The 19,576-nt window shown below is 69.1% G+C and carries 18 protein-coding genes and 1 riboswitch; of the genes, 11 read left to right on the top strand and 7 right to left on the bottom strand.

What is annotated here, in order from left to right; translation table 11 throughout:
- Nucleotides 1-44 precede the first annotated feature (44 nt).
- Together AMYAL_RS0101075 and AMYAL_RS0101070 are read right to left on the bottom strand one after the other, a co-directional pair.
- Nucleotides 45-1,331: an MFS transporter gene (locus AMYAL_RS0101075; protein WP_020629449.1), complete on the bottom strand. Its 1,287-nt coding sequence runs from the start codon at nt 1,329-1,331 to the stop codon at nt 45-47.
- 87 nt (nt 1,332-1,418) lie between these two features.
- Nucleotides 1,419-3,524: a RecQ family ATP-dependent DNA helicase gene (locus AMYAL_RS0101070; RefSeq protein ID WP_020629448.1), complete on the bottom strand. Its 2,106-nt coding sequence runs from the start codon at nt 3,522-3,524 to the stop codon at nt 1,419-1,421.
- A 161-nt stretch (nt 3,525-3,685) separates the two neighbouring features.
- Here AMYAL_RS0101070 and nadD point away from each other — a divergent pair, with 161 nt between their 5' ends.
- The 7 genes from nadD (at nt 3,686) to AMYAL_RS0101035 (ending at nt 10,215) form a co-directional block, all read left to right on the top strand.
- Nucleotides 3,686-4,285 carry a nicotinate-nucleotide adenylyltransferase gene (gene nadD, locus AMYAL_RS0101065; RefSeq protein ID WP_077241496.1) on the top strand — a complete coding sequence of 200 codons (600 nt, stop codon included), beginning with the start codon at nt 3,686-3,688 and terminating at the stop codon, nt 4,283-4,285.
- A gap of 55 nt (nt 4,286-4,340) precedes the next feature.
- Complete coding sequence (gene rsfS / locus AMYAL_RS0101060) at nt 4,341-4,745, top strand: ribosome silencing factor (RefSeq protein ID WP_016332398.1); 405 nt, start codon at nt 4,341-4,343, stop codon at nt 4,743-4,745.
- Complete coding sequence (locus AMYAL_RS0101055) at nt 4,742-5,356, top strand: histidine phosphatase family protein (protein ID WP_005158578.1); 615 nt, start codon at nt 4,742-4,744, stop codon at nt 5,354-5,356. The genes rsfS and AMYAL_RS0101055 overlap by 4 nt, the downstream gene beginning before the upstream one ends.
- A gap of 3 nt (nt 5,357-5,359) precedes the next feature.
- Nucleotides 5,360-6,088, top strand: coding sequence for a diglucosylglycerate octanoyltransferase (gene octT, locus AMYAL_RS0101050; RefSeq protein WP_020629447.1), 729 nt, complete (start codon nt 5,360-5,362; stop codon nt 6,086-6,088).
- Nucleotides 6,089-6,098: 10 nt separating this feature from the next.
- Complete coding sequence (locus AMYAL_RS0101045; protein WP_020629446.1) at nt 6,099-6,944, top strand: DegV family protein; 846 nt, start codon at nt 6,099-6,101, stop codon at nt 6,942-6,944.
- A gap of 146 nt (nt 6,945-7,090) precedes the next feature.
- Nucleotides 7,091-7,813, top strand: coding sequence for a ComEA family DNA-binding protein (locus AMYAL_RS0101040; RefSeq protein WP_020629445.1), 723 nt, complete (start codon nt 7,091-7,093; stop codon nt 7,811-7,813).
- Complete coding sequence (locus AMYAL_RS0101035) at nt 7,810-10,215, top strand: ComEC/Rec2 family competence protein (RefSeq protein WP_020629444.1); 2,406 nt, start codon at nt 7,810-7,812, stop codon at nt 10,213-10,215. The genes AMYAL_RS0101040 and AMYAL_RS0101035 overlap by 4 nt, the downstream gene beginning before the upstream one ends.
- Before the next feature lie 17 nt (nt 10,216-10,232).
- On the opposite strand, the gene thrC is transcribed toward AMYAL_RS0101035, so the two are convergent.
- Nucleotides 10,233-11,498 carry a threonine synthase gene (gene thrC / locus AMYAL_RS0101030; RefSeq protein ID WP_020629443.1) on the bottom strand — a complete coding sequence of 422 codons (1,266 nt, stop codon included), beginning with the start codon at nt 11,496-11,498 and terminating at the stop codon, nt 10,233-10,235.
- A 12-nt stretch (nt 11,499-11,510) separates the two neighbouring features.
- Nucleotides 11,511-11,643, bottom strand: a riboswitch (SAM riboswitch).
- A gap of 135 nt (nt 11,644-11,778) precedes the next feature.
- Between thrC and holA the strand changes: the two genes are divergently transcribed.
- On the top strand, nt 11,779-12,762 hold the full coding sequence (gene holA / locus AMYAL_RS0101025) for a DNA polymerase III subunit delta (protein WP_020629442.1): 984 nt from the start codon (nt 11,779-11,781) through the stop codon (nt 12,760-12,762).
- A gap of 52 nt (nt 12,763-12,814) precedes the next feature.
- On the opposite strand, the gene rpsT is transcribed toward holA, so the two are convergent.
- Nucleotides 12,815-13,075: a 30S ribosomal protein S20 gene (gene rpsT / locus AMYAL_RS0101020; RefSeq protein ID WP_026466629.1), complete on the bottom strand. Its 261-nt coding sequence runs from the start codon at nt 13,073-13,075 to the stop codon at nt 12,815-12,817.
- 333 nt (nt 13,076-13,408) lie between these two features.
- Between rpsT and AMYAL_RS0101015 the strand changes: the two genes are divergently transcribed.
- Nucleotides 13,409-14,314, top strand: coding sequence for an EamA family transporter (locus tag AMYAL_RS0101015; RefSeq protein WP_020629440.1), 906 nt, complete (start codon nt 13,409-13,411; stop codon nt 14,312-14,314).
- A 24-nt stretch (nt 14,315-14,338) separates the two neighbouring features.
- Nucleotides 14,339-14,713 (top strand): VOC family protein, encoded by a 375-nt coding sequence (locus AMYAL_RS0101010; RefSeq protein ID WP_020629439.1) that lies wholly within the window; start codon nt 14,339-14,341, stop codon nt 14,711-14,713.
- On the opposite strand, the gene AMYAL_RS0101005 is transcribed toward AMYAL_RS0101010, so the two are convergent.
- A complete protein-coding gene (locus AMYAL_RS0101005; RefSeq protein WP_020629438.1) occupies nt 14,710-15,297 on the bottom strand; it encodes a class I SAM-dependent methyltransferase in 588 nt (195 codons plus the stop codon). The two genes, AMYAL_RS0101010 and AMYAL_RS0101005, sit on opposite strands and share 4 nt — an antisense overlap.
- A 113-nt stretch (nt 15,298-15,410) precedes the next feature.
- Here AMYAL_RS0101005 and lepA point away from each other — a divergent pair, with 113 nt between their 5' ends.
- Entirely contained in the window at nt 15,411-17,249 is a 1,839-nt protein-coding gene (lepA, locus tag AMYAL_RS0101000) for a translation elongation factor 4 (protein WP_020629437.1), read from the top strand.
- A gap of 52 nt (nt 17,250-17,301) precedes the next feature.
- Here lepA and AMYAL_RS0100995 read toward each other — a convergent pair whose 3' ends face one another.
- Both AMYAL_RS0100995 and AMYAL_RS0100990 read right to left on the bottom strand, forming a co-directional pair.
- Nucleotides 17,302-17,748: a pyridoxamine 5'-phosphate oxidase family protein gene (locus AMYAL_RS0100995; protein WP_020629436.1), complete on the bottom strand. Its 447-nt coding sequence runs from the start codon at nt 17,746-17,748 to the stop codon at nt 17,302-17,304.
- A gap of 54 nt (nt 17,749-17,802) precedes the next feature.
- On the bottom strand, nt 17,803-19,566 hold the full coding sequence (locus AMYAL_RS0100990; RefSeq protein ID WP_020629435.1) for a family 20 glycosylhydrolase: 1,764 nt from the start codon (nt 19,564-19,566) through the stop codon (nt 17,803-17,805).
- Nucleotides 19,567-19,576 lie beyond the last annotated feature (10 nt).

Here is a 19,576-nt window from a genome sequence, read left to right as displayed (position 1 = left end):
AACGCGAGGGTAGCCACCTCGTCACGTCATCGGCGACGGAGTTTTCAGCGCAGGTCACTGCCTTTGGTCTCCGGCAGGGTCCGGATCACGAAGAACGCGATCGCCGCGCCGACGGCCACGTACCAGAAGAACAGCGTCGACAGCCCGGAGTCGGACAGCGCGGTGAGCACGAGGGGAGCGGTGCCGCCGAACAGGGCGACGGTCAGGTTGTACCAGGCGCCGATGCCCAGACCGCGCAGTTCGGTGGGGAACAGCTCGCTCATGATCGCGGGCGCGATCGACGTCATCGCCGTGTACAGGCAGAGTCCGACGCAGAACACGACCAGCAGCCCAGGCAGTCCCGGCCTGACCAAAGTGGACAGCGGGACGATGAGGATCGCGGTCGCCGCCGACCAGACGAGCAGCTGGGGTTTGCGGCCGAAACGGTCCGACAGCGCTCCCATCGGGTACTGGAGCGCGACGAACAACGCCGTCGCGATCGACAACGCGAGGAACACGTCGACGTCGTCGGCCTTGCGGGTTTTGACCGCGAACGAGGTCATCGCGCTGAAGAACGTGTAGTAGCAAAGGGTTGACAGCATCGAGAAACCCACGAGCTGCGCGACAGCGCGAGGGTGCTCGCGAAGGGTGGTGCGCAGCGGCCGCTCGACCCGGCGCGCGGTCGACTTCTTCTCTTCGAAGATCTCGGTTTCGGCGAGACTGCGCCGGAGCCACAGCCCGATGATGCCGAGAACGCCGCCGAGCAGGAACGGGATCCGCCAGCCGTAAGCCGTCAGGTCCGCTTTGGACATCGTCCGTGCGAGCACGAACCCGAGGATCGAAGCGAGAAGGACGGCGGAGCCCGTCGAGATGTAGAAGAACGCGGAGTACCGCCCACGGCGGGTGGGCGGCGCGATCTCGCCCAAGTACGCCGAAGCGTTGGAGACTTCGCCGCCGAGCGACAACCCCTGTGCCACCCTCGCCAGCAGCAACAGGATCGGGGCCAGCCAGCCGACCTGGTCGAACGTCGGCAGGAGGCCGATGGCCACCGAACCGCCCGCCATCAGCACGATGGTCAGGATCATCGCCGGCTTCCGGCCCCTGACGTCGGCGAAGCGGCCGAGCAACATCCCGCCGAGCGGCCGGAAGAAGAACGCCAGCGCGTACGTGGCGAAGGTGTTGATCAAGGCCAGGGCTTCGTTGCCCTTCGGGAAGAACTCGCTGGCGAAGTAGATGCTGAAGGTGGCGTAGATGGTCCAGTCGAACCATTCCAGCGCGTTCCCGACACTGGCGGCGAACAGCTTCTTCACCGGGAGCCGATGCCCTAGCCGCTCGGTCGTTGACTCCGCCATCGGTACCTCCGTGCTCGCGCGTGGACGGAACCTTGCCAGAAAGTCTTCAAGCAGGAAAGAACCTGGCGGATACCGGGACGATCCGGCCTACGAGGTGCTGGCCAGAGCGAACGGCAGCACGGCGCGGGCACCGGCCTGGCGCAGCAGGCGCGCGGACAGCGTCATCGTCCATCCGGTGTCGATCAGGTCGTCGACCAGCAGGATCGGGCCCTCGGCCGTGGCGACCCTGTCGGCGAATTCGTCGGGCAGGCTGAGGCGTTTCCACAGATCGGCCAGACGTTGCGCACTGTTCGCCTGACGCGGAGGCGGCCCCGCCGAGGCGATGGCGCCCAGATATTCCAGCCGCCCGATCGAGGCGAGTTTCGCCGCCAGGCTGTGGACCAGCTGAGGCCGGGTGGCGGACGGCACTTCCACCACCGCGACCGGACGTTCGGTCCACTGCCAGCCCTTGAGGACCTCGATACAGGCTTGGAAGACCGGATCGGGGAGTTCGGTGTCCGCCGCGGACGGGCCGACGAGCTCGCGCAGCCGCGTGCCCCAGCCGACGTCGGTCACTCGGCCGACGACCTGGCCGGTTTCGGCCTGTTCGCCCGCCGGAAGCCGCCCGGAGAGCGGGACCTCCAGCCCGGCCATCCCGGTCGGCCACATCTTCCGCGGCGCGACCTCGACACCGGGACGGCGCAGCCGCTGCCGGGTGGCGTCGACGACGTCGTCGGAAATCGTGGTGTCCCAGTGCTTTCCGGTGCAGTTGTCGCACCGTCCGCAGGGCGTCGCTTCGGGATCGTCCAGCTGCTTTCGCAGATACTCCATCCGGCAGCCGGTGGTTTCGAGGTACGAGAGCATAGCGTTCTGCTCGTTGGTGCGTGCCGCGCTCACTCGCGCGTAGCGTTCCTTGTCGTACTGCCACTCTTCGCCGGTGCCTTCCCAGCCGCCCTTCACCCGGCGGACGGCACCGTCGACGTCCAGCACCTTGAGGACCATCTCCAGCCGGGAGCGGGACAGCTCGACGAACGGTTCCAGAGCGGGTGTCGACAGTGGACGGTCCGCGTACGCCAGCGCGTTGAGCACCTGGGTCACCCGCAGTTCGTCCGGGAACGCCAGCGAGCCGAAGTACGCCCAGATGTCCTTGTCCTCGTGGCCCGGCAACAGGATCACTTCGGCGCGATCGACACCACGGCCGGCACGGCCGACCTGCTGGTAGTACGCGATGGGGGAGGACGGGGCGCCGAGGTGGACGACGAAACCCAGGTCCGGCTTGTCGAACCCCATGCCCAGCGCCGAAGTGGCCACCAGTGCCTTGACGTTGTTGTTCAGCAGGTCGTCTTCGGCCGCCTGCCGGTCCGCCGGGTCGGTCTTCCCGGTGTAGGCGGCGACCGGATAGCCGCGTTCGGTCAGCAGGCCCGCCACATCGTGCGCGGCCGCGACGGTGAGCGTGTAGATGATCCCCGATCCGGGGAGTTCCTCCAGGCGCTCGGCCAGCCACGCGAGCCTGGCCTGCGACGTCGGCAGCTTCGCCACCGACAGATAGAGGCTTTCGCGGTCCAGCGTGCCGCGCAGGACGAGGGTGTCGCCGCCGTTGCCGATGCCGAGCTGCTCGGCGACGTCCGTGGCCACCCGGTCGTTCGCGGTCGCGGTGGTGGCGAGCACGGGAACACCCTCGGGCAGATCCTTCAGCAGGGTCCGCAGCCGCCGGTAGTCCGGCCGGAAGTCGTGACCCCAGTCCGAGATGCAGTGGGCCTCGTCGACCACGAGCAGGCCGGCGCTCGCGGTCAGCTTCGGCAGCACGGTGTCGCGGAAGTCCGGGTTGTTCAGCCGCTCCGGGCTGACCAGGAGGACGTCGACCTCGCCCGCCGCGATCGCGGCCTGGACCTGATCCCACTCCTGAGGGTTCGCGGAGTTCATCGTCGCCGCGTGGATACCCGCCCTCGCCGCCGCGGAGATCTGGTTGCGCATCAGCGCCAGCAGCGGCGAGATGATCACGGTCGGGCCCTCGCCGCGTTCCCGCAGCAGCGCGGTTGCCAGGAAGTACACCGCGGACTTCCCCCACCCGGTGCGCTGCACGACGAGCGCGCGTCGGCGGTGCGCGACCAGGGCCTCGATGGCCGTCCACTGGTCTTCGCGCAGCCGGGCGCCTTCGCCCGCCAAAGACTGGAGGAGTGTCTCGGCGCGGTCCCGGAGAGTCGATGTGTCCACGTCCCCACCTCTACCCCATGCCACCGACGAAGTCGCGATCGGCATGTCGTGAACGGACCGTTCATCCATGGAACGGAGCGTAATGTGATCCAGATCACCACTGATCGGTGGGTTCGGCGACCCGAGCGTGAAGCCATCCGCGCTGTATAGGCTCACGACCCATGTCACCACGCAGGATCGGGGTCATGGGCGGCACGTTCGACCCCATTCACCATGGGCACCTCGTCGCGGCCAGTGAGGTCCAGTCCCGGTTCGCACTCGACGAGGTCATCTTCGTGCCCACCGGCCAGCCGTGGCAGAAGTCCGACAGGGTGGTCACCCGCGCCGAGGACCGCTACCTGATGACGGTGATCGCGACGGCGTCCAACCCCGTGTTCTCGGTCAGCCGCGTCGACATCGACCGCGTCGGGCAGACCTACACCGTCGACACCCTGCGCGATCTACGCGCGGAGTACCCGGACGACCAGCTGTTCTTCATCACCGGCGCGGACGCACTCGAACAGATCCTCACCTGGCGCAACGCCGACGAGCTGTTCGACCTGGCGCATTTCATCGGCGTCACCAGGCCCGGCTACCGCCTCAATTCCCAGCATCTGCCCAGTGGGAAGGTGAGCCTGGTGGAGGTGACCGCGATGGCGATCTCGTCCACCGCCTGCCGCGAGCGGGTCGAGGGCGGGGAACCCGTCTGGTACCTCGTTCCCGATGGTGTGGTGCGCTACATCGCCAAAAAGGACCTCTATCGCAAAGACCGGGGTGCCTGACCGGGTACCCTCGTCGGGCGCACCCGCGAGTAAAGCCATCTGTTTGAGGAGAACTGTGACAGCCACGTCCGAGGCACGAGAGCTGGCCGTAGCGGCCGCCCATGCGGCGGCGGACAAGAAGGCGAGCGACGTGGTCGTGCTGGACGTGTCCGACCAGCTTGTCATCACCGACGCCTTCGTGATCGCGTCCGCGCCCAACGAGCGCCAGGTCGGCGCCATCGTCGACAACGTCGAGGAGCAGCTGCGGCTCGGCGGGCACAAGCCGGTCCGCCGTGAAGGCGCCAGGGAGGGCCGCTGGGTCCTGCTGGACTACGTCGACGTCGTCATCCACGTCCAGCACCAGGAGGAACGCTCCTTCTATGGTCTCGAGCGGCTCTGGAAGGACTGCCCGCGGATCGAGGTCGCCGGTTTGGAGACACCCGCCGAGGAGGACCCCGCCGACGCGCAAGGCGCCTCGTGAGCCCGCGGCGGCTGGTGCTCTGGCGCCACGGCGAGACCGACTACAACGCGGCGGGCCGGATGCAGGGGCATCTGGACTCCGCGTTGACGCCGGTCGGCTGGAACCAGGCCAGGTTCGCCGTACCGGCGCTCGCCCGGTTCTCACCGGATCTGGTGATCGCCTCGGATCTGCGCCGCGCGACCGACACGGCCACCGTGCTCACGGAGGCCATCGGTGTCCCGCTGCGGATCGACAAGCGCCTTCGGGAAACCCATCTGGGTGAATGGCAGGGTTTCACCGGCCAGCAGGTCGATGAGGCGTACCCCGGTGAACGCGCGCGCTGGCGCGTCGACGCGACCTGGGCGCCGCCCGGCGGTGAGTCGCGGGTGGACGTCGCCGAACGTGCCCTGGAGGTCGTCGCGGACCTGGACCAGCCCAACTCCGACGCCGGTGATGCCGTGCTGCTGGCGACGCACGGCGGTCTGATCATCGCGCTGACCGCGAAACTGCTCGGCCTGCCGGTCACGTCCTGGCCGACGCTGGGCGGGATCGCGAACTGCCACTGGGTCGAGCTGACCCGGCGTGACGGAAACTGGCGTCTGGCCGCCTACAACGCGGGAATCACCGGCTGATCCATGGCCCCGCGCCTGCTGGTGTTCGGCGATTCCCTCAGTTTCCACGGCCCGGACGGTCCGCTCGCCGCCGACGACGCGCGCCTGTGGCCCAACATCGCCGCCGAGGCGCTCGGCGGTGGCGGGGTGGACCTCGTCGCCGGATTCGGCTGGACCGCCCGTGACGCCTGGTGGTCGCTGATCGGGGACCCGCGTGTCTGGGCCGATCTCCACCACGCCGACGCCGTCGTCCTGGCCGTCGGAAGCATGGACACCCTGCCGTCGCCGCTGCCCACCTATCTGCGCACCGGCCTGCGCTACCTGCGTCCCGACCCGCTGCGGCGGGTGGTGCGCAAGACGTATCTCGCCGCTCAGCCGAGGCTCGCGATCGCCCTTCGCGGGCGTCCGGTGGTCTTGCCGTCGAAGCTGACCGTCCACTACCTCGAAACAGCTGTCGGAGCTCTGCGGGTATTGCGGCCGGAACTGCCGATCTTCGGCATCCTGCCGTCCGTTCACCGGTCCGAGGCCTACGGCCGCGTGCACACCGCACGGGCCGGGGCCGTCGCCGCCGTCGCCGCATGGGGGCGACGCGCGGATGTCCCGCTGCTGGATCTCGGAGCCGTCGTCGGTGACCACGTGCTGAGCGGCCGGGGCAATCCGGACGGGATGCACTGGGGCTGGGAAGGCCATGCCTCCGTTGGCGTGGAAATGGCCCGCCTGATGGCCCCGGTGCTGCGCCCCGCGGCAACGTAGGCTGGCTGCCGTGTCGGTCGCCGTAGTCACGGATTCCACCGCCCACCTGCCGGAAGGCTTCGCCGAACGGAACGGGATCCGGGTGGTCCCGTTGCACGTCCTCGTGGACGGCGTCGTCTTCCTCGACGGCGTCGAAATGGGTCCCGCGGCCCTGGCCGAAGCGCTCGGCAAACGCAGACTGGTGACGACTTCCCGGCCGACGCCCGCCGAGTTCGTCAAGGAGTTCCGGGCGGCGCTGGCCGAGGGCGCGGACGCCGTGGTGTCGGTCCATCTGTCCCGTGAGTTGTCCGGGACGTGGGAGGCGGCCGTGCTCGCGGCCCAGGAGGTCGGGCCGGACAAGGTGCGCGTGGTCGATTCCCGCAGCACCGCCATGGGACTGGGCTTCGCCGCCCTGCGAGCGGCGAGCGCCGCCGCGGACGGGGCCGATCCGGCCGAGGTGGAGGCCGCGGCGGTCGACGCGGTGAGCCGCTCGGAGACCTTGTTCGCCGTCGAGACCCTCGAATACCTGCGCCGCGGCGGGCGGATCGGCCCGGCGGCGGCTCTGCTCGGCACGGCGCTCGCGGTGAAACCGGTGCTCCACATGTCCGAAGGCAGGATCCAGCCGCTGGAGAAGGTGCGGACGATGAACCGCGCGGTGGCGCGGCTGGTCGAACTCGCCGTGAAGGCGGCCGAAGGTGGCCTCGCCGACATCGCCGTTCACCACCTGGCCTCACCGGAGCGTGCCGTCGAACTGGCCAACCGGCTGGAGGAGTCCATCACCTGCCCGGAGGGGTGTGTCGTCTCGGAGATCGGCGCCGTCATCGGGGCCCACACCGGCCCCGGTGTGCTCGGCGTCGTGATCCAGCGGGCGGGCTAGGGAAACCCGGCAGCGTCCCATACGGCTCCGACGAAAACCGGTGATCCGGTCTCGGCCGGGACCGAGTTGTCCACAACACCCCACTTGTCCACAGCCTCGGAATTCACCACTCCCGCCCGCCATCCCCGCTCCGTAGCGTCGTTCACGTGTTCGACCAAACCGCCCGTCCATCGGGTCCCTCCGTCAACGCCAGGCTGGCGTGGCTGGCCGCGCAGCTGTCGCCACCCACCCAGGGCCCGCCCGTGGGCAGGCTCGTACGCCGCTGGGTGCCCGCCCGGTTCACGGCGGACGGGGTCCCGGTGAACAGGCGGTGGTTCGTCGTGGTGGCCGTGCTGATCGCGGCGGCCGTGATCGTGACCGGCGCGATCGCTTTGTTCGGACACCGGCCAGGGGCGGAGACCCCGCCGCCCTTGCCGTCGGCGAAGGCCGCCGGAGACGTCCCCGCCGCGGCGGCCAAGGCGCCTCTGGTGATCAGCGTCGTCGGCAGGGTGCTCAAACCCGGCCTGGTCACGATCCCTCCGGGCGCACGGGTCGCCGATGCCCTCACGGCGGCCGGTGGGGCACCGCCCGGAACGGATCTGACCGGGCTGAACCTGGCCCGGCGGCTCACCGACGGCGAGCAGGTGGCCGTGGGTGTTCCTGGTCCGGCCGCGGCCGGACCAGGAACACCGCCGGGGAAGCTCGACCTGAACACGGCCACGGCCGAACAACTCGACACTCTGCCAGGGGTCGGCGAAGTGATGGCCAAACGCATCGTCGACTGGCGGTCCGGGCACGGCGGGTTCACCACGGTCGAGCAACTCCGTGACGTAGAAGGGATCGGCGAATCCAAATTCAAGAAGGTCCGGGAAATGGTGTCCGTCGGATGAACCCGTCCGCCGATCCGTCCGAAGTGGACACCACGTCGTGGCGAGGGCAGGACCTGCGGCTGATACCGGCCGCGGCGACGGCCTGGCTCGGCACTCTTTCCGGGCTGCTCGTCGGCTGGTGGATCGCGATGCTCTGCGGTGCGGCCGCCGTGGTGCTCGCGATCATCACCGGTGTCCGCGCCCGCCGGACGGCGTCCCGGTGGGTGACGGGCCTGGGCGCGCTCGCGATCCTCGGTGTGCTCACCGCCGGTCCGGTGGCGCTGAGGATCCGGGCCGCCGAACACGACGACCTCCGTGCCGCCGCCGCACGGGGGAGCGAAGTCACCACGAGGGCGGTGGTCACCGAGCGGCCACGTCCGGTCCGCGGCGCCGGATACGCCGATCGCCGGGCGGGCATCCGCCTGGTGGTCATCGCCGCGACGGTGGACACCGCGGAGACGGATGAGCGGGTGGTTGATTCGGACGGCCGGATCCTCCTGCTCGCTCCCGCCGAAGGGTGGACGGACCTGCTGCCTGGGCAGCAGGTCACCGCCTCCGGACGGCTGGCACCGGCGAAGGGGGGCGAACTGACGGTCGCGGTCCTCTCGGTGCGAGGTCCGCCGTCTGTCCTCGCACCGGCGCCCTGGTGGCAGCGAGCCGCGGAATCGCTGCGCACCGGGCTCCGGGGCCTGTGCTCCGTCCTCCCGGAGGAGCAGGCCGGTCTTGTGCCCGGACTGGTCGTGGGGGACACGAGCACGCTGTCCCCGAGGGTCGAGCACGAGTTCACGGACTCCGGCATGTCCCACCTGATGGCCGTGAGCGGTGGGAACGTGGCGATCGTCTGCGGCTCGATCCTTCTCCTGTTGAAAGCGCTCCGGGTCGGGCCGCGGACGTCCGCCGCCGCGGCCGCCGCGGGGCTCGCCGGGTTCGTGGTCCTCGCCGGACCCGCGCCCAGCGTGCTCCGCGCCGGGGTGATGGGGGCGGTCGGGCTGCTGGCGCTGGCCATGGGACGCCGGGGTTCGGCGCTGCCGGCGCTGGCGTTCGCGGTGTCGGGGCTCGTCGTGGTAGATCCCGCGATGGCCGCCGACTTCGGGTTCGCCCTTTCGGTGCTGGCCACGGCAGGGCTCGTGCTGCTGGCGCCGCGGTGGGCAGAGTGGCTGGTCGGACGCGGAGTTCCGGCCGGCTACGCCGAGGGGCTGGCCATCCCGCTGGCCGCGTTCGTGATGACGGCACCGATCATCGCAGGCATGGCGGGATCGATCAGTCTCGTCTCGGTGGTGACCAACGTGCTCGCCGCGCCGGTGGTCGCCCCGGCCACCGTGTTCGGTGTCCTCGCGACCGTCGTCGGGCCCTGGTGGCCGTCGGCGGGCAGGCTGCTGGTCCGCCTGACCGAACCCGAGGCGAGCTGGCTCATCACCGTGGCCCGCCACGGCGCCCGTGCGCCGGGAGCGGTCGTGGACTGGCCGGGTGGCTGGTGGGGCGGGCTTCTGGCGGCCGGCCTGCTCGTGGTGCTGCTCGTCGCCATCCGGCTGCGGCACGCCAGGATCCTGCTGGCTGTTGCGCTGGCTGGCGGGCTGCTCGTTTTCGTGCCGGTCCGCGTGCTGGCTCCGGCATGGCCACCGGCGTCGTGGAGTGCCGTCGCCTGCGACGTCGGACAGGGCGATGCCGTCGTTCTCGCGACGGGCGAGCCGGGAAGGGCGGTCCTGGTCGACACCGGGCCGGAACCTGGGCCGGTCGACGAATGCCTGAGCAGGCTCGGCGTGGACCGGGTTCCGCTGATCGTGCTGAGTCATCTGCACGCCGACCACATCGGCGGTCTCGAATCCGTCTTCGAGGGCAGGTCGGTCGGGGCGGTCGCCGTCGGTCCGGGTCGTGCTCCCGCGTGGGCATGGCAGCAGATCGCGGACGAGACCGCACGTCGCGGGATTCCCTTGCTGGAACTGGGGATCGGGCAACGGCTGGACTGGCCGGGGCTGTCGCTGGATGTATTGGGGCCGCGTTATGTCACCCGGCGATCGGCCCGTGAACAGGACGGCACGGTGATCAACAACGGGTCCGTCGTCCTGCGCGCCGGAACCCCGGCGGGCCGGGTGCTGCTGACCGGCGATGTCGAACTCGCCGCGCAGGCCGACCTGATGGCCGAGGGCGCCGATCTGCGTGCCGAGATCTTGAAGGTCCCGCACCACGGAAGCCGCTACACCGCACCGGACTTCCTCAACGCCGTCGCGCCGCGGCTCGCGCTGGTGAGTGTCGGCGCCGGAAACACTTACGGCCATCCGAACAAGTCCACTTTGGACAATCTGACGGCGGTCGGTGCTTCCGTGGCCAGAACGGACACGGATGGCGACACCGCTGTCGTCGCCGACGCGCGAGGACTCTCCCTGGTGCGCCGGGGTGAGCCCCGCGGCCCGCCTCGTTCTTGAGGCGGGCCGGCGGGAACTCAGATGCCGAGAGCCTCGCGGACCGCGTCTGCCGAGGCGCTGACGGTGGCCTTCGGGCCGACCTTGTCCTCGACGGCGTCGAGGGTCTTGAGACCGTCGCCGGTGATCAGCAGGACGATCTCCTCGTCCGGGTTGAGTTTGCCTGCCTCGATGAGCTTCTTGGCCGTTGCGACGGTGACCCCGCCGGCGGTCTCGGTGAAGATGCCCTCGGTGCGGGCGAGCAGCCGGATGCCTTCGACGACCTCTTCGTCGGTGACGTCTTCGATCGCGCCGCCGGTGCGGTTGACCACGTCCAGGACGTAGGGGCCGTCCGCCGGGTTCCCGATCGCCAGCGACCGGGCGATCGTGTCCGGCTTGACCGGCTGGACGACGTCGTGGCCCGCGCGGAAGGCCGCCGAGACGGGGGAGCAGCCCGTGGCCTGCGCGCCGAACACCTTGTACGGCGTCTCGTCGACGAGGCCGAGCTGTCCGAACTCGCGGAAACCCTTGTCCACCTTGGTGAGCTGGGAACCGGAGGCGATCGGCACCACGATCTGCGAGGGAAGCCGCCAGCCGAGCTGCTCGGCGACCTCGAAGGCCAGCGTCTTGGAGCCTTCCGAGTAGTAGGGCCGGACGTTCACGTTGACGAACGCCCAGCTCTCCTGCTCGGCGGCGAGCTGGGTGGCGAGCCGGTTCACGTCGTCGTAGTTGCCGTCGACCGCGATCAGGTCGCCGTCGTACACGGCGGTGGTGAGGATCTTGGCGCGCTCGAGGGTCTTCGGGATCAGCACGACCGACCGCCAGCCGGCGCGGGCCGCCGCGGCGGCGACGGCGTTGGCCAGGTTGCCGGTCGACGGACAGGCGAGCACGTCGAACCCGAACTCACGGGCGGCGGCCAGTGCGACGGCGACCACGCGGTCCTTGAACGAGTGAGTGGGGTTGCCGGTGTCGTCCTTGACCCAGACCTTCTTGACACCCAAGGCTTTCGCGAGCCTGTCGGCTTGGACGAGCCGGGTGGCGCCGGGTTCGGTGTTGGGGATTTCTTCGACGTTCGACGGAACGGGAAGGAGCTTCTTGTAGCGCCAGATGTTGTTCGGCCCGGATTCGATGTCCTCGCGACGCACGCGGCCGAAGTCGTAGGCGACCTCGAGCGGCGAGAAGTCCTCGGCGGAAACGAATTCGGGGGCGAGCGGCTGCCGGTGTCCCTCTTCCTTCGACACCAGTTCGACGGCCGGTCCGAGATCCGGGGTCTTGGTGGTGGAGGTCGTGCCGAGGGTTGCGGTCATCGCGAGGTCCTTTCCTCATCTGCCCCGCCATGGCGGGCCGGAATTGGCACCGTGTTCGTCAGCTATCCCGCGATCGCGGGATGACAGGCTGACGCCGGTTGCCGGGGCTTCATCGGGCCGTTCCCTCTGCCCCTCTGGATGAGCGGTATTCGATTGTCGGCACGCACATGATCGCGTCGCCTCGCCAACACCGTACGACATGAGGCTCAGGTGGGGCCACAGTGCCCGGAACACATCACCGGACAAAGCACACGAGAGGAGGAGTGGGAGGATCCTCTCCGTGACGACGCAAGCTTCCGCCCCATCGCCGCTGGTCCTGGTTCTCGGTGAGGAAGAGCTGCTGATCGAACGCGCGATCCGCAGCGCCTCGGACGCGGCCAAAGCGGCCGATCCGACGGCGGATCTGACCCGGATCCGGGTGTCGGACCTCACAGTCCCCGCACTCGCGGAGATGGTCAGCCCTTCACTGTTCGCCGAGGGCAGGGTGATCGTCCTCGAATCGGCGCACGACATCTCGCAGGAGCTCTCCGACGGGGTGATGGCCTACGTCAAGGCACCCGCCGAGGGCATCGTGCTCGTCGTCGTGCACAGCGGAGGCGGCCGGAGCAAGGCCGCGAAGGCGCTTCCCGCGGCCTTGAAGAAGGCAGGGGCGGAGGTCGTCGAGTGCCCGAAACTGACCAAACCCGCGGAGCGCGAATCCTTTGTCCGTAACGAGGTCCGCCGGGTCGGCGGGAAGATCGACGGTGCGGCCGTGCTCGCCCTGATCGACGCCGTCGGCTCGGATCTGCGCGAGCTTTCGTCGGCCGCGACCCAGCTCGTCGCGGACGCCGGTGGAACGGTCGACGAGCAGGCCGTCCGGCGCTACCACCGAGGCCGTGCGGACGTGAACGGGTTCGCCGTCGCCGAGAAAGCCGTCGCCGGCGACAAGACGGCGGCGCTGGAGTCGCTGCGCTGGGCGATGCAGCTGGGTGTTCCGCACGTGCTGGTCGCGGATGCCCTCGCCGACGCCGTCCGGACGATCGCGCGGGTGTCGGGAGCTGGTCGCGGGAACCCGAACCAGATGGCGGGCGAGCTGGGGATGCCGCCGTGGAAGGTCCGCAAGGCGCAAGGGCAGGCTCGTGGCTGGGGGCAGGACGGCCTCGCCACCGCGATGCGGATCGTCGCCCGGCTCAACGCCGAGGTCAAGGGTGCCGCGGCCAACCCGGAGTACGCGCTGGAGCGCGCTGTCCTGGAAGTCGTCGACGCCCACGGCACAAGTCGCTGAACACAGCGAAAGGCCCCGGTGACGCGAGTCACCGGGGCCCTTCGAAAGCCGATCAGAGAGAGTTCGCGCGCTTCGCCAGCGCGGACTTCTTGTTGGCGGCCTGGTTGGCGTGGAGAACGCCCTTGGTCACGGCCTTGTCCAGCTTCTTGGCCGCGTCCTTCTGCAGCTCGATGGCCTTGGCCTTGTCGCCGGCGTCGGCGGCCTCGCGGAACTTGCGGATCGCGGTCTTCACCGAGGACCGGATCGCCTGGTTGCGCTGACGCGCCTTCTCGTTGGTGGTGATGCGCTTGATCTGCGACTTGATGTTGGCCACGGGGGCGCTCCTCTTGAATCTCTCGGTGGTTTCACCGCCGCGCTGTGACCGGCCCTGCGCGCTCGTGAAAGCGGCGCGGGTTTCCTCCATGACGGAATGCCACACAGCGGTGAATGGCCAGCCTAACAGCCGCCCCGTGACGGATCGCGGCCGCCTCCGGGCGGGCGATTGAGGTACGGTGCAGATCGTAGTGCCTAGGGTTCCGCCACCTGCCCGTTCAGCGAACCACACAATCAGGGCAGGTGGGACAGGTCCGAGCGGCACCATCGGCGGCGCCGGAAGCGCCGCCGTTCATCTGACGGGACAAAAGCCTGGAGGACCGGTGTTTTCCGCATGCGCGGAAAACGTGAAAGGTCCGTCGTGAACGTCACCGCCCTGTCTTTCGTCATCGTCGCCGCCGTCATCCACGCGGGCTGGAACCTGGCCGCCAAGCGGATCCGCCGCGGCGGGGCCCGATTCGTCTGGGCCTACTACACCCTCTCCGCGGTCCTGCTCCTTCCCGTCATGGCGGTTTCGCTGGCCGTGGAGCCGCAACGTCCACAGTGGAGCTGGCTGTTCGCCGCCGCGGTCACGGCGGTGTTCCACGTCACTTACGGGGTCGTCCTCCAGCGGGGATACGCCGTCGGTGATCTGTCCGTCGTGTATCCCGTCGCTCGTGGGACCGGACCGCTGATCTCGGTGTTCGCGGCCGTCGTGCTGCTCGGCGAGCGGCCGGGGTTACTCGGCCTGGTGGGTGCGTTCCTCGTGGTCGCCGGAGTGCTGGTCATCGGCACCGGGCGGGCACCGGCGCAGGCTGACGCCGCTGACCATGCGGCACGACGCAAAGGCGTCGCGTACGGACTGCTGACCGGGCTCACGATCGCCGCCTACACCCTGTGGGACGCACATTCGGTCACCGGTCTCGGCGTCCCTCCGATCGTCTACTTCGGAACCGGCGCGATCGTGCAGAGCCTGCTCATGGCGCCTTACGCGCTGAAGGACCGTGAAGAGGTCTTGTGGCTCTGGCGTGAGCACAAGCGCGAAGTCCTCATCGTCGGCCTGCTCTCACCTGTCGCCTACCTGCTGGTCCTCTACGCGCTCCAGGTCGCCCCGGTGAGCCTCGTCGCACCTGCCAGGGAGCTGAGCATCGTCCTGGGCGGCCTGGCCGCCTGGCTGGTCCTGGGAGAGGCGAACGCCGTCCGCAGGCTGGTCGGGTCCGGTGTCGTGCTGGTAGGCATCACCGCGATTGCGATGGCTTGAACCCATCAGGTAGGGATGTGAGCCATGAACGTGCTGAGCAGCAGGGTGCTGATCCATCCGAAGGACCTCGACGTGTCGACGGCGTTCTATCGGGACACCCTGGGGCTCGCGATCGACAAGGAGTTCCCCGGCGGGACCGTGTTCTTCGCCGGGAACGGGTCGATCGAGATCGTCGGTACCGGGAAGACCGGCCCGACTCCCGACGTCGCCCTGTGGCTCCAGGTCCGGGACCTGCCCGCGGCGCTTGAGGAGCTCGCCGCGAAGGGCGTGGACCCGGTTCGCGGAGCGCGTCGTGAACCGTGGGGCCTGGACGAAGCGTGGATCGCCGATCCGGACGGCACCAGGATCGTGCTGGTCGAGGTGCCGCGTGAGCATCCGCTGCGTACCGACCCGCGTTAGGCCCTGGGTTTGACCGCGCGCAGCTGAGCGGCGAGTGAGGCGCCGAAGCCCGGCGGATCCCAGGTCCAGGTCTGCAGGTCGGTGAAGCCGGCGGCCGCTGCCTCGTCGGCCAGTTCGTGCCGGGACACCGGCAGCCACTTCTCGTGCGACGACAGCAGCAGCCTGCCGCCGGGCCGCAGTACGCGGAACAGCTCGGTAAACCCGGCCGCCCGGTCTTCCCACAGCTGCACGTTGTTGACCGTCAGGACCACGTCGACGCTCTCGTCCGGCTCACCCGTGGAGTCCGCGGCGCCGCTCCGCAGCTCCACCTTGTCGCCGCATCGGCGGCGGGAGCGGGCGAGCATCTCCGGGGACGGCTCGACGCCGATCGCGCGGCGCGCGCGTCCGGCCACGGCCTGCAGGCCGACGCCAGGTCCGGGCCCCACGACCAGGACGGTTTCGCCGGATTCGATCGACGCCAGTTCGACGATGCGGAGTTCGGTGGCAGCGTTGCCGTGCGCCATCGCCAGGCCACCGAACCGGCCGAGCAGTCCCCTGGGATGGCCGAACGTCTTGTCGAGGATTTGGGTCAGTGAATTGCTCATACTTCGAGGGCACCACAGCGCGCCACGGGCCGCATCGGGGATGACCCCCACTCGCACCCGGAGCGGCATGGGACCATAGACGTGGCACACCCCGACCTTCGCGAGGAAACCCGTTGACGACGTTCGCCGACACGACCTTCACGCCCCCGGAGCTCATCCGGAACTTCTGCATCATCGCGCACATCGACCACGGCAAGTCGACCCTGGCCGACCGGATGCTGCAGCTCACCGGTGTGGTCGAGGAACGGGCCATGCGCGCGCAGTACCTCGACCGCATGGACATCGAGCGGGAACGCGGGATCACCATCAAGGCGCAGAACGTGCGCCTGCCCTGGAAGGTCGACGGTCAGGACCACGTCCTGCACATGATCGACACCCCCGGCCACGTCGACTTCACCTACGAGGTGTCCCGCGCGCTCGAAGCGTGTGAAGGGGCGGTCCTGCTGGTCGACGCCGCGCAGGGGATCGAGGCGCAGACGCTCGCGAACCTGTACCTCGCGCTGGAGAACAACCTCCAGATCATCCCGGTGCTCAACAAGATCGACCTGCCGTCGGCAGACCCGGACAAGTACGCCGCCGAGATCGCGCACATCATCGGCTGCGAACCGTCGGACGTGCTGCGGGTGTCCGCGAAGACCGGTGTCGGCGTCGGGGATCTCCTCGACGCCGTCGTGAAGCAGGTGCCCGCACCGCAGGGTGACGCGGACGCCCCGGCACGGGCGATGATCTTCGACTCGGTGTACGACACCTACCGGGGCGTCGTGACCTATATCAGGGTCGTCGACGGCAAGATCACCCCGCGCGAGCGGATCAAGATGATGTCCACCGGCGCCACCCACGAGCTGCTCGAAGTCGGGATCATCTCGCCGGAGCCCAAGGCCAGCAAGGGGCTCGGCGTCGGCGAGGTCGGCTACCTGATCACGGGTGTGAAGGACGTCCGCCAGTCCAAGGTCGGTGACACGGTGACCTCTGAGCGCAACGGCGCGAAGGAGGCCCTCGCGGGGTACCGCGAGCCGAAGCCGATGGTCTACTCCGGCCTGTACCCGGTCGACGGTTCGGACTACCCCGAGCTGCGCGAGGCCCTGGACAAGCTCCAGCTCAACGACGCCGCGCTGGACTACGAGCCCGAGACGTCGGTGGCGCTCGGCTTCGGCTTCCGCTGCGGCTTCCTCGGCCTGCTGCACCTGGAGATCACCCGTGACCGGCTGGAACGCGAGTTCGGCCTCGATCTGATCTCCACCGCGCCGAACGTGGTCTACGACGTCGTGCTGGACGACGGCAAGGAAATCCACGTGACCAACCCCTCGGACTGGCCGACCGGGAACAAGATCGACAAGGTGCTCGAGCCGGTCAGCAAGGTGAGCATCCTGGCGCCGTCGGAGTTCATCGGCACGATCATGGAGCTGTGCCAGAACAAGCGCGGCGCGCTGCTCGGCATGGACTACCTGTCCGAGGACCGGGTCGAACTGCGGTACAACCTGCCGCTGGGTGAGATCATCTTCGACTTCTTCGACACGCTGAAGTCGCGCACGCGTGGTTACGCGTCGCTGGACTACGAAGAGGCCGGTTCGCAGGCGGCGGACCTGGTCAAAGTGGACATCCTGTTGCAGGGCGAGGGCGTGGACGCGTTCTCCGCGATCGTGCACAAGGACGATGCCTACAACTACGGCAACCGCATGGTGAACCGGCTTCGCGAACTGATCCCCCGGCAGAACTTCGAGGTGCCGATCCAGGCCGCCATCGGTGCCCGGATCATCGCCCGCGAGACCATCCGCGCGATCCGCAAGGACGTGCTCGCGAAGTGCTACGGCGGTGACATCTCGCGTAAGCGCAAGCTGCTGGAAAAGCAGAAGGAAGGCAAGAAGCGGATGAAGACCGTCGGCCGGGTCGAGGTCCCGCAGGAGGCCTTCGTCGCGGCACTGTCCACTGAGGACAACGGTAAGAAGAAGTAGGCGATACTCACGAAAAGGCCGCCCGGATCCTGATCCGGGCGGCCTTTTCGCGTCAGCTGTTCCCGCTGACGCGGTTCGCCGTGACGAAGACGGCGACGCGGCGTTCGGCGGCCATCACGCGGTCGTACTCGTCCCAGTCGTCATGGGTCCCCGTCGCCGCGATGAAGACGTCGCGCAGCAGCCGAGGGAGCCCGGCCGGGTCGAAGCCAGGGTCCGGGTCGTCCGGGCCGATGAGGTGGGTGCTTCCCTGGACCGCCGCCCACTCCCAGCCACGCCGGAAAGTGATCGTGGCGTGGCCTGCCTTGCGGAACAGGTCGAGCTTCTTCACCCCGCCCATCGCGACGAAGGCGACTCCCGGTGCCTTGGTGACCGGGTCTTCGAAGACCCCGGCGTTGACCACCGAGGAGTGGACGGTGCCGTCCGCCCGGACCGTCGAGACGGTCGCGAGTCCGTTTTCGCGCAAGGAAAGAGTGCGGGCGAGTTCGAGGTCTGCGGCCATGGATCCACCGTAGCCCGCCCGGCCGGTGAAGGGGGCCGAGCGGGCGGGAGGGGATCAGCAGGTGCCGTCGTCGCGCCAGACACCCGATTCGCCGGTGGTGCCAGGTTCTTCGCCCCGCGTCCACCACTTCGCGTACCACTTGTGCCCGTTGTGGGAGACGCTCATGCCGCCGGTGTAGGTGGCAGCGCGGTCCCAGGCCGGGAGCGAGCAGGTGCCCGGATTGCCGGATCCGGTTTCCCAGGGCACCTGGCTCGACTTGTAATAGCCGAGGCCCTGCGCCTGCCAGCGCGGGGCCTGGGCGCCGAGGCGCACCCGGAAGGTGTTCCAGTCGTGCGTCGACCACGGTGACCACCCGAGTTCGGCGTGCGCCGGGAGCCGAGGGAACGCGAGGTAGTCGATGTTCGCCGGGGTCACCACGGTTTCGGTCCACAACGGGGATTCGACACCTCGGACGGCGGATTCGGATACACCGGAGAGGTAGGCGCCAGGGTTCCAGTTGTAGGCGTCCTGGACCTCGATGTAGCCCGCCCAGGAGAGCCCGATCGGCGTGCTGGAGTTGTACTTCATGTCCAGGTACGCCTTGTTCGCCGGCGACAGGATCACTTTGCTGCCGCGGGCGACGGCGTTCGAGACCTCGGTGCTGGACGTCGTCGTGCCCCAGAACTGCGGGGTCGCCGTGGCGGGCAGGGTGGCCTTGCCGATCTCGTGCCAGCCGACGACCTGCTTGCCCGCGGCGGCCACCATCGGCAGCACCCGGTTCATGAAGGTGCGATAGTCCGTGTCGCTGGTGGCCTGGGCCTCGTCGCCGCCGAGGTGGAAGTACGGTCCGGGGGTCAGCGCGGCGATCTCCCGGATGACGTCGTTGACGAAGGTGTAGGTGTTCTCCTTCGAGATGCAGAGCGAGCTGTAACCGACAGCGGTGTCGGTGCGCAGCGGGGGAGCGGTGTTGTTGCAGTTCAGTTCCGCGTATGACGCCTGGGCCGCGTTGGTGTGGCCGGGCATGTCGATCTCCGGGATGACCGTGATGAACCGCGAAGCCGCGTAGTTCACGATCTCCGAGTACTGCGCCTTGGTGTAGTAGCCACCGGCTCCGCCGCCGACCTGGGTGCTGCCGCCGTAGGTGGCCAGCCGCGGCCAGCTGTCGATCTGGATGCGCCAGCCCTGGTCGTCGGCCAGATGCAGGTGCAGATTGTTGATCTTGTACTGCGCGAGCTGATCGATGTACCGCTTGACCGTGGCGACCGGGTGGAAGTGCCGGGCGACGTCGAGCATCGCGCCGCGGTAGCCGAAGCGCGGGTAGTCCAGGATGTTGGCGCCAGGGATCGTCCAGGGCCCTTGCTGCACCGTGGAGCTTTCGATCTTGCCGGGCAGCAACTGGCGCAGCGTCTGCACGCCGCCGAAGAGGCCTTGCGCTGTGGTCGCACGCAGGATGACCGAGGCGGACGTCGAGTTCAGCTGGTAGCCCTGGTCGCCGACACGCGTGTCGGCGCCGGACAGCAGGAGCGAGATGCCGTCGGTGGGCGTGCCCGCCGGGGCGTCGGTGACGGGCAGGGCGAACCCGGTGGACGTGCGGAGGATTCCGGCGAGGTACTCGCCGACGGCCTTGGCCTGCGCCGAACCGGCTGCGGTGTAGATCTTGGTGTTCGCGGTCAGGGCGTGGTCGGCGCCGGTGACCGCTTGGGCCGAGACCGGTACCGGGACTATCGCCTGCAGCGGCGGGGTGGCCGCTCCGGCGACGGGTGCGGCTGCGGTGGTGACGCCGGCGAGCAGCGCCACCCCGACGAAGGCGCGGCCCAGCCGCGCTCTCAAGCTCTTCACCGGGGCCTCC

Source organism: Amycolatopsis alba DSM 44262 (assembly GCF_000384215.1).
Taxonomy (GTDB): Bacteria; Actinomycetota; Actinomycetes; order Mycobacteriales; family Pseudonocardiaceae; genus Amycolatopsis; species Amycolatopsis alba.
This window is presented reverse-complemented; position numbering and strand designations above follow the sequence as displayed.